This window comes from Balneolaceae bacterium (assembly GCA_034521445.1).
Taxonomy (GTDB): domain Bacteria; phylum Bacteroidota; class Rhodothermia; order Balneolales; family Balneolaceae; genus JAXHMM01.
Map to the genome: position 1 here is coordinate 1 of JAXHMM010000009.1, position 9,085 is coordinate 9,085.

A 9,085-nucleotide genomic window follows, 5' to 3' on the forward strand; every position below is an offset into this window, starting at 1 on the left:
GATTCTCTCGGCAGGTGTGTCGGTGAGAATATTGTAGCACGGGTGCAGGTTACTGGATTATCCGGTAGCGTACGATCTCATCGATGTAGCGCTCTTCATTGGTTTCTCGGGTGTAGATGTGGTCGTCCCTTATGTATCTTATCGGCTTGTCTCGCGGCCAGTCGAAACGGGCCAGCAGGTTGCCCTCGGTGTCCAGCACCCACCAGCGGTAGACCTCAAAGTCTTCGATGACGGTGGAGATCCAGATGCGGTCATCATCGTCGATGATCATCGAATCAAAGGCGGGCCATAGCGGTCGTAGGTCCATTTTTCGAATTCCCCCGGCAAGAAAGTCACCGTTGTCGGCCAGTGAAATGACGTCGTCTGCCCTGGTCTCCACCCTGGGAAGATCGAGGTAGAATGCCTTCCGATACGTCCCGGTCGTATCCCGCACCTTTACGAGAGGCGTGTCGGTTCGGGCGTAGTAGATCAGGGCATTGGAATCGACGTCGATAAGGGATTTGAGGCTCACAGGCAGGTCGGTCAGTATGCCGCGTCCCGGAAAATTTCCGCCCATGTCCAGGGTGAATTTTTCGTCGGACCGCATTTCAAGCAACAAGTCGGAGCTGAACCGTCCTTCCCTGTTGAGAAGATAGAATTTCAGGCGATGGTCCTGCGGGGTCTCTTTTTTGTCGTAGTCCCTGTAAGCCGCCAGCAAGGACTTGCCATCTACGGTCCGGTAGAAACGGGGCGACTGGATCAGCCAGGTGGCCGAGTCGCGAATGATATTCTCGAGTTCCGGCTCCAGGTAGAGGGTATGTGTGGACACCAGGGAATCGAGCGAGAAAAAATTAATTCCTATCCCGCTGGCGAACGTTGCGTAGATTTCGTCACCGATGATTCCCATGTGATATAGTGATGTGAATTCACCCGGGCCCCTGCCTTCCCGTCCCAGCGTCGTAATTTTTGTGCCGGAGGAATCGTAGACATTGATATACTTTTCGCTCTCATTGGGAATGATCACCCGCCCTTGCGCGTCGACTGCGGATCGGAGATAAGGAGAGGTCCCAAACTGCACCTGCCCGTAGATCTCTCCAAAAGCCTGTTCCCTGTTAAAGGTAAACTCATATTGCGGTTCCATGGAAGGAGTGACCACCGTGAGATTTTCCAGGGAGGCGACTTCTTGCGGCAGCTGATCTGATGGATCCTCCGGTTCCACAGTGCAGCCCAGGAGGAGGAGGGTACATAGTATCGCAATACAACCTCTCATGGCGTTAGATTGGGCCAAAGGACAACTACGTAATTAGTAATTTTGACCAGTTAATGCAAGGCGCATCGCGAATAGGTAGGAGATAGCCCCGTGTACACCAAGAAGTAAAGGGTGATCAAGAAATGGATCCACCTCCCAAAGGTAATCCATCTGCTGGAATTCTATCATTCAATTGGAAATCCCGGCCAGCCGGGTGGTCACACGTCGAACTCGAGACCCTGGGCCAGGGGCATCTCGTCGCCCCAGTTGATGGTGTTGGTCTGGCGCCGCATGTAGGCCTTCCAGGCGTCGGAACCCGACTCGCGTCCCCCGCCGGTATCTTTCTCCCCACCAAAGGCGCCGCCGATCTCGGCCCCGCTGGTGCCGGCGTTGATGTTGGCGATGCCGCAGTCGGAGCCAGCCGCGCTCAGGAAGGTCTCTGCCTCCCGCATGTTCAGGGTGAACATGGCAGAGCTGAGTCCCTGCGTCACGCCGTTGTGTTTGGTGATGGCCTCGTCCAGGTCGCGGTATTTGATGAGATAGAGGATGGGGGCGAAGGTCTCTTCCTGGACGATGTCGTAGTGGTTTTCGGCGACGGCGATGGCTGGTCGCACGTAGTGGCCGCCCTCCAGCTTTTTGCGCGTGACGGGCTCCCCGCCGTAGATCACCTCGCCGCCGGCTTCCTTCAGCTTCTCAAGGGCGCGCTGCATGCTCTCCACGGCCTGCCGGTCGATGAGGGGACCGACGAGGGTGTTTTCGTCGAGGGGGTTGCCGATGTTGATGGTTTTGTACATCTCTACCAGTCGATCCTTCATCTGGTCGAAGATCTCTTCGTGGACAATCAGGCGGCGCGTGGAGGTGCAGCGCTGCCCGCAGGTTCCCGCGGCGCCGAAGACGGTGGCGCGGGCCGCCATCTCCAGGTCGGCCTCTTCGGAGACGATGACGGCGTTGTTGCCGCCCAGCTCAAGAATGGTCTTGCCAAGGCGGGCGCCCACAGTTTGTGCCACCTGCCGGCCCATGCGGATGGAGCCCGTGGCGGAGATGAGCGGAATGCGCTCGTCTTCGGTCATCCACTCGCCGGCCTCCCTGCCGCCGGTAACAAGATTGAATATGCCTTCGGGCAGGTCGTTGCGCTTGAGTACCTTGGCGATAATGTTTTGTACGGCGATGCCGCAGAGGGGCGTCTTTTCGGATCCTTTCCATATTATCACGTCTCCGCACACGGCCGCGATCATGGCGTTCCAGCTGTAGACAGCCACCGGAAAGTTGAATGCGGTGATCACCCCGCAGATGCCCAGCGGGTGCCACTGCTCCTGCAGGCGATGGCTGGGACGTTCGGAGGGCATGGTCTTTCCATAGAGCTGTCGGGAGAGTCCCACGGCGAAGTCGCAGATGTCGATCATCTCCTGCACCTCGCCCAGCCCTTCCTGGTAGATCTTTCCCATTTCATAGGAGACCAGCTTGCCCAGCTCCTCTTTATGCTTGCGAAGCTCCAGCCCAATCTGGCGGACGATGTCCCCGCGTGCGGGAGCCGGCACGGAACGCCACTCCCGGAAGGCCTCCTGCGCGGCCTCGACCACCCGGTCGTACTCCTGGCGCGTGGTGATGGTGATGTCGGCGATGTGGGAGCCGTCGATGGGCGTCTTGCTGGAGAGGGCTTCATGAGACTTGTCGCCCAGAAACTGCTGCCCGGTGCTGGTTCCGGGGTTGGTGCCTTCGATGCCTAGTTTCTTGAGGAATTCCATGGTACAGGTGCCTGTTTGGTTGTATATCGCGCCTAAGATACGGATACTTTTGGTGTCTTGGGGAGGCGGGCAGATGCCTGCCTCACGCGGCTTCGAATGATAACAAAGCTTCAAATTGATTCTAAATGAAACACGCCTCCAACCGGCAACTCACGCTGCTTCGAAAACTGAACCGCAAAAAATACCGGGAGCAGGAGGGACTCTTTTTCGTCGAGGGCGAGCGTGCCGTCGACCAGGTGCTCGGCAACGGGGTGCTCGAGGTACGCGAGCTCTTTTTTGACGAAGATCTGAAGCTCTGGGAGCGGGATCCATGGAACCGCCATGCGGGCAGGGCCTCCTCTTCGATGATCGACTCCGGCACCTTCCTGGAGGTGGCAGACACGGAATCTCCCCAGGGGATCCTGGCCCTCTGCGAGATACCGGCGGAGGAGGATCTGGAGGAACTGGCCAGCGGGGAGGGTCCGGTGCTTGCCATCGATGCCCTGCAGGATCCCGGCAACCTGGGCACTATCGTACGATCGGGGGTGTGGTTTGGGGCCCGCGGTATCATCTGCGGCAAGGGGACGGTAGACCTCTACCATCCCAAGGTAGTGAGGGGGACGGCCGGCTCTACGGGGTGCCTGCCCTGGATGAACGGTGAGCTTGAAGAGGTTTTACCTGTTTTTGAGGCCCGTAAATGGAAAATATGGATGCTTTCGGGATCCAGCGAGGGCACGCCCCTCAAGTCGGTACAGCCCTCCGGCAACGATCTTCTTGTCGTCGGAAACGAGGCTCATGGCATTCGGGAGAGTCTTTTAAAAGGCGCAGGTAATGAATTACATATATCGCGAACCGGGAATCGTGAACTGGCTGAGAGTCTGAACGCTGCTATTTCTCTTTCTATCGCCCTGCACCACTTCTCCGGAAGTTAGTCATCGGTGCGCCTATGTTTGGGTTGGCTAAGGACCCTTACGCCCAAATTTGCCCGCAGAGAGTAGATCTCCCATGCAGGCAATACCATATCGATTTCGAGCCCATGTCCCTTTGATTAAATGGCGTCCGGCGTGCAGGGTCTATTGCTAATGAGCGGTGATTTATCTATCGTCCCTTAAGCACCTGACCTGCAGACGACCTACCGACCCCAAAAACGATCTCTATGCCGCGAGCCAAAAAGCAGAAGAAGATCTACGTCCTCGATACCTCCGTTCTCCTCTACGACCACGATGCCGTAACCAACTTCCGGAAGAACGACATCGCTATTCCCATCACCGTTCTGGAAGAGCTCGACACCTTCAAAAAGGGCAACGACGTCATCAACCTTCACGCCCGCGAGTTCATCCGCTATCTCGACAAGATTTCCAGCGAGAATATGCTGCAGAACTGGATCTCCCTGAACGGACAGTCCCACGGCAGGCTGCGCGTGCTGAAGGATGAGGACAGCACCACCGACGCTTCCGAGGTGTTCGGGACCCGCAAAAACGACCACCGCATTCTCAACAGCGTGCTCAAGCTGATGGAGGACGAACCGGGGACAAACGTGATCCTGGTGTCGAAGGACATCAACCTGCGCATCAAGGCCCGGGCGCTGAATATTAAAGCCGAAGACTACGAGACGGTTCGCGTGCAGGACATCGATCATCTCTACAAGGGCAAGTCGGAGGTCAGCTTCGATTCGGCCGAGATCATCGACCGCTTCTACGAGACGGGATCCCTGGATGTGAAGGAGGTGACCGGTGAAAAACCCAGCAGCAACCACTTCTTTATCCTGAAAAACCATTCCAGCTCCGCCCTGGGCTACTACAACGCGAACTCGAAATCCATTGAACCGGTAAGCAAGACCACGGCCTACGGCATCAAGCCGCGCAATGCCGAACAGACCTTCGCCCTGCAGGCCATCATGAACCCGGACAACCTGCTGGTGACCGTCACGGGGTCGGCCGGAACCGGCAAGACGCTCATCGCCCTGGCGGGCGCCCTGGAGCAGCGGCAAAACTTCCGGCAGATCTACCTTGCCCGTCCCATTGTGCCCCTCAGCAACAAGGACATCGGCTATCTTCCGGGCGACATCAACTCCAAGATCGACCCCTATATGCAGCCACTATGGGACAATCTCTCCTTTATCAAGAACCAGTACCCGGAGACCAGCAAGCCGTATCAGAAGATCGAGGAGATGGTGGAGACCGAGAAACTCCGCATCATCCCACTGGCCTACATACGGGGACGAAGCCTGTCGAATATCATCTTTATCGTGGACGAGGCGCAGAACCTGACGCCGCACGAGGTAAAGACCATCATCACCCGGGCGGGCGAGCATACCAAGATTATCTTTACAGGCGACATCTACCAGATCGACACGCCCTACCTGGACACCCAGAGCAACGGGCTATCCTACCTGGTGGACCGCATGCAAGACAACGATCTCTACGCGCACATCAACCTTGAGAAGGGCGAGCGCTCCGAGCTGGCAAACCTGGCAAGCAAGCTGCTTTAAAATCCCTCCCCGACCTGCGATGTGGTCCCTGATCCTTATGATGCGCATTCGTATGACCCGCCGTTTCCTGCGGCGGCTCGGCATCCTGCGCTCCACGCTGGTAGGCGTATTTCTTTTGGGCTTTCTCTCGCAGCTGTTTCTGGTCGATTCAGGCAGGGGAGGATACCTGACCGTCGCCCTGGGCTGCGCCGCCCTGCTCTACGCGCTGCATACCCTGCGCGGGGACCGGTCCCTGCTGGCCTCCCTTGACCTTGATGCCACCTGGCTGATGCGCATGGAGTACGCCATGCTGGCTTCTCCCGTGCTATTCCTCCTGGCCTGGCGCGGTCAGTGGGCGGCGCTGGTGTTCCTGGTCGCCACGCTTGTTTTCCTGCCGGGACTGAAGCCGACCGTCGCCTTCCGAAAACCGACACTTCAGTGGTTTCTGCAGCCGATCCCCTTCACTTTTTACGAATGGCGAAGCGGTCTGCGGAGGACCTGGCCGGTCCTGCTCCCGCTGCTGGCGCTCTCCGCGGCCGGAGGTATGCTCCATCCCATGATCGGATGGGCGGGACTCTTTCTGCTGGCCGCCCTATCCCTGTCGCATTATCGCGACGGCGAGCCCCTGGAATACATTCGCCAGCTGGGTGACACCCCCGGCTCCTTTCTTTTTCGCAAGGTGATATCGGGTCTTCTGGCCTATGGCCTGCTCTGCCTACCGGTGGCTGCCGTACTCCTGGCACGCTACCCGGGCGACTTCACCTACGTCCTGGCCTTCTGGGGCGCCAACGCTTTGCTGGTGGCGGCCACCGTGGTGGGCAAATACGCCTTCTACGAGGAGGGCAGAAACCTGGAACTGGTGCTCTCGGTACTGTTCGCTATCTTGTGTCTCATGATGATCATCCCCTACCTGCCTGCGGCCGCCCTGCTGACCTTCGGATGGTTGGCTTTCCGGGCGCAGCGAAGAACGCAGGCCGTGGCCTATGCTTAAACTGGACCAGTTATCCTTTGCCTACGAGCAAGAGGAGGTAATCTGCGATCTGTCCATGGAACTCTCGAAGGGCGCCATCCACGGGCTTCTGGGTCCCAACGGGTCGGGTAAGACCACGCTGTTGAACCTGGTGGCCGGTCGCCTGAAACCGGACGAGGGTGAGGTGCGTTGGATGGAGAAGGCCGTCACCGCAAGCACGGCGGCCTACCTGCGCAGCGAACCCTATTTCTATCCCCTCAGTACGGGCCGGGAGCACCTGGCCCTCTTTTCCCACCGCAACCCGGGGTTCCGCGTGGAGAGGTGGAACGAGCTCTTCAGGCTGCCCCTGGACGATCTCATCGAGACCTATTCCAGCGGGATGAAGAAAAAGCTTGCCCTGATGGGCGTTGTGGCACTGGACCGTCCCCTGCTCCTGCTGGATGAGCCCTTCAACAACCTCGACCTCGAATCCAACCAGCTCATCGGGCGGATGCTTGAGCTGCTGGCGGAAAAGGGGACCCTGGTCATCCTGACAAGCCATATCCTGGAGATTCTCACTGCCATGTGCGGAAGCATCCACGTCATGCAGGAGGGCCGCATCGGAGAGAGTGTGGAGAATGAGTTCTTTGGAGAATGGAAGGAGGGATACCGGAAGCAGGACCTGGAGGAGGCGAGCCGGAAACTGCGCTCCCTGCTGTAAAAGGAGTTCCCGGCTCCGGATTCCAGCCCATGGTGCCAGCGGTCGATCCGTTCAGGCCAGCTGGGCGATGTGCACGTCGGGAATAGAGGTTCCGAGAAAGCGCTCGGCCAGTTCCTGGAAGCGCTGGGGCCGGTCGCTCACATAGCATTCGAAGGTCCCATGGCCGGCGGTATTGAGCAGCCCGCGATCCCGGAGGACCTCCAGCGACATCTCCGCGATGGAATGGGCGGAGTCGATGATGCGGATTCCGTCATGGTCCAGTATCTGCCGGATGGATTCCGTAAAGAGCGGGTAGTGGGTGCAGCCCAGGATGAGGCTGTCGATGCCGCTGCCTTCGAATCTTTCCAGGTAGATGGACAGCGTGTCGCGGGCCACCCTGTTATCGGTCCAGCCCTCCTCCGCCAGCGGCACCAGGAGGGGACAGGCCTCGGAACTTACCTTCACGTCGCTACCGCGCGTGCGGATGGCCTTCTCGTATGCGCCTGAACCCACGGTCGCCAGGGTGCCGATGACCCCGATGTGGCGGCTCCCCTTCTCCTGCAGGGCGGCCTGCGTGCCCGCGGTAATCACATCCAGCACCGGGATATCCCCCGCCTCCTCTACGATGAGCTCTTTGGCCGAGGCCGACACGGTGTTGCAGGCGATGAGGATCATTTTTACATCCCGCTCCAGCAGGAAGCGGGTGATCTGCAGGGCGTAGCCGCGGACGGTCTCCTCCGACTTGATGCCGTAGGGTACGCGGGCAGTGTCTCCGAAGTAGATGATGTGCTCCCCGGGAAGGGCCTCCCGCACGGCTTTCACCACGGTGAGTCCGCCGATACCGGAGTCAAAAATTCCTATGGGAGCCTGGGAATCGGACATCTAATGATTAGCGCTATGTGTATAATAAATACGTTTCACTATTGGAATACGGATGCAGGAACGGTAAATTCAAGACATAAAACAGAACTTGGGTGACAAATGTCAACATAGTTGCTTGTTATGGGCTCTGACACGACCTATACACCACGAGAAGCCTTTCAGAATATCTTTCAGGATGAAGGTATTCAGTATCCCATAGAAAACGAAATTGAGCTTGTCGAATACGCCCGAAAGGGTGTGACGAAAGGGGCTTTAAAGCGGATCGCAAACTATTCCGGGCTGTCCATTAAAGAGTTGGCCTCCTTGTTTCCTGTTTCCGAACGTACCCTGCATCGATACCAGGACCATGAAAAATTGAGCGGTGATTTATCCGAACGGACCCTGCTGTTGGGCCGAATTATTATTAAGAGTATAGAGGTATTTGGATCAAAAGAGGAAATGAGTGCATGGCTCCATGGTCCTGTCTACGCCCTGGGTCACCGATCACCGCTTCGATTAATGGACTCGGTCTCAGGCATGCAACTGGTTTTGGATATCCTGGGAAGAATTGAGCATGGTGTATATTCGTGATGATTCTGTTTCGCCTGGTTACGGAACCCTATCACGAAGATATATCAGGTAGCGGGGCAAAAAAGTTTGGAGGACGATGGAACAGGAAGGGATTTCCCGTTCTATATACTTCGGAGCATGCTTCCCTGGCCGTGTTGGAGATATTGGCTCAAAGCACCTTTAATTCCTATCCCCTGAATCTTAAGCTGATTACGATCGCCATTCCCGAAGATGGTGCCCATGAACGGTTCGATACCGGTGATTTGCCAGCCAACTGGAGAGCGATTCCCGCCCCGGGAGCTCTGGCGGACCTGGGAACCGAATGGTTGAAAAGCCGGCGCACCTTGTTCATGAGGGTGCCTTCCGTACTGGTGCCGCAGGAGAACAATATACTCGTGAATCCTGCCCATGCACAGTTTGAGCGGGTGATGATCCGGGAGATAAATGATTTTACGATGGATCCCCGGCTGCGTACGAAGGGATGAATCTCTAATTCAGGTCCCTATTCTAACGTAGTTTCCGCGCCAGCACGGCCAGTTCACGGTAGGCCTGCCGGCGCCCGGCCGCATTCGACCAGGCCTCC

At 57.5% G+C, this 9,085-nt stretch carries 9 protein-coding genes; 6 read left to right on the plus strand and 3 right to left on the minus strand.

The window, feature by feature from the left end:
* Positions 1 to 49: 49 nt before the first annotated feature.
* The gene (locus U5K31_11200) at positions 50 to 1,198 is read right to left on the minus strand and encodes a hypothetical protein (GenBank protein MDZ7773285.1); all 1,149 of its coding nucleotides are present in this window, start codon (positions 1,196 to 1,198) and stop codon (positions 50 to 52) included.
* 248 nt (positions 1,199 to 1,446) lie between these two features.
* Positions 1,447 to 2,973 (minus strand): aldehyde dehydrogenase family protein, encoded by a 1,527-nt coding sequence (locus tag U5K31_11205; GenBank protein ID MDZ7773286.1) that lies wholly within the window; start codon positions 2,971 to 2,973, stop codon positions 1,447 to 1,449.
* Between the two features lie 125 nt (positions 2,974 to 3,098).
* Here U5K31_11205 and U5K31_11210 point away from each other — a divergent pair, with 125 nt between their 5' ends.
* From U5K31_11210 to U5K31_11225, 4 genes are all read left to right on the plus strand, one after another.
* Entirely contained in the window at positions 3,099 to 3,884 is a 786-nt protein-coding gene (locus tag U5K31_11210) for an RNA methyltransferase (protein ID MDZ7773287.1), read from the plus strand.
* Between the two features lie 224 nt (positions 3,885 to 4,108).
* Positions 4,109 to 5,443 (plus strand): PhoH family protein, encoded by a 1,335-nt coding sequence (locus tag U5K31_11215; protein MDZ7773288.1) that lies wholly within the window; start codon positions 4,109 to 4,111, stop codon positions 5,441 to 5,443.
* Between the two features lie 19 nt (positions 5,444 to 5,462).
* A complete protein-coding gene (locus U5K31_11220) occupies positions 5,463 to 6,413 on the plus strand; it encodes a hypothetical protein (protein MDZ7773289.1) in 951 nt (316 codons plus the stop codon).
* On the plus strand, positions 6,406 to 7,092 hold the full coding sequence (locus U5K31_11225) for an ABC transporter ATP-binding protein (protein ID MDZ7773290.1): 687 nt from the start codon (positions 6,406 to 6,408) through the stop codon (positions 7,090 to 7,092). Before U5K31_11220 ends, U5K31_11225 begins: the two co-directional genes overlap by 8 nt.
* Before the next feature lie 51 nt (positions 7,093 to 7,143).
* Here U5K31_11225 and murI read toward each other — a convergent pair whose 3' ends face one another.
* Positions 7,144 to 7,953, minus strand: a complete 810-nt coding sequence (gene murI / locus U5K31_11230; GenBank protein MDZ7773291.1) for a glutamate racemase — start codon at positions 7,951 to 7,953, stop codon at positions 7,144 to 7,146.
* A gap of 120 nt (positions 7,954 to 8,073) precedes the next feature.
* On the opposite strand from murI, the gene U5K31_11235 reads away from it, so the two are divergent.
* Together U5K31_11235 and U5K31_11240 are read left to right on the plus strand one after the other, a co-directional pair.
* On the plus strand, positions 8,074 to 8,523 hold the full coding sequence (locus U5K31_11235) for an antitoxin Xre/MbcA/ParS toxin-binding domain-containing protein (GenBank protein ID MDZ7773292.1): 450 nt from the start codon (positions 8,074 to 8,076) through the stop codon (positions 8,521 to 8,523).
* Entirely contained in the window at positions 8,523 to 8,987 is a 465-nt protein-coding gene (locus U5K31_11240) for an RES domain-containing protein (protein MDZ7773293.1), read from the plus strand. Before U5K31_11235 ends, U5K31_11240 begins: the two co-directional genes overlap by 1 nt.
* The last annotated feature ends 98 nt before the right edge of the window (positions 8,988 to 9,085 follow it).

Excerpts from the sequence above, each read along its gene's own strand:
- murI (MDZ7773291.1), bottom strand. The coding sequence starts at position 7,953 with ATGTCCGATTCCCAGGCTCCCATAGGAATTTTTGACTCCGGTATCGGC.
- U5K31_11240 (MDZ7773293.1), top strand. The coding sequence starts at position 8,523 with ATGATTCTGTTTCGCCTGGTTACGGAACCCTATCACGAAGATATATCA.
- U5K31_11220 (MDZ7773289.1), top strand. The coding sequence starts at position 5,463 with ATGTGGTCCCTGATCCTTATGATGCGCATTCGTATGACCCGCCGTTTC.
- U5K31_11225 (MDZ7773290.1), top strand. The coding sequence starts at position 6,406 with ATGCTTAAACTGGACCAGTTATCCTTTGCCTACGAGCAAGAGGAGGTA.
- U5K31_11235 (MDZ7773292.1), top strand. The coding sequence starts at position 8,074 with ATGGGCTCTGACACGACCTATACACCACGAGAAGCCTTTCAGAATATC.
- U5K31_11205 (MDZ7773286.1), bottom strand. The coding sequence starts at position 2,973 with ATGGAATTCCTCAAGAAACTAGGCATCGAAGGCACCAACCCCGGAACC.
- U5K31_11210 (MDZ7773287.1), top strand. The coding sequence starts at position 3,099 with ATGAAACACGCCTCCAACCGGCAACTCACGCTGCTTCGAAAACTGAAC.
- U5K31_11215 (MDZ7773288.1), top strand. The coding sequence starts at position 4,109 with ATGCCGCGAGCCAAAAAGCAGAAGAAGATCTACGTCCTCGATACCTCC.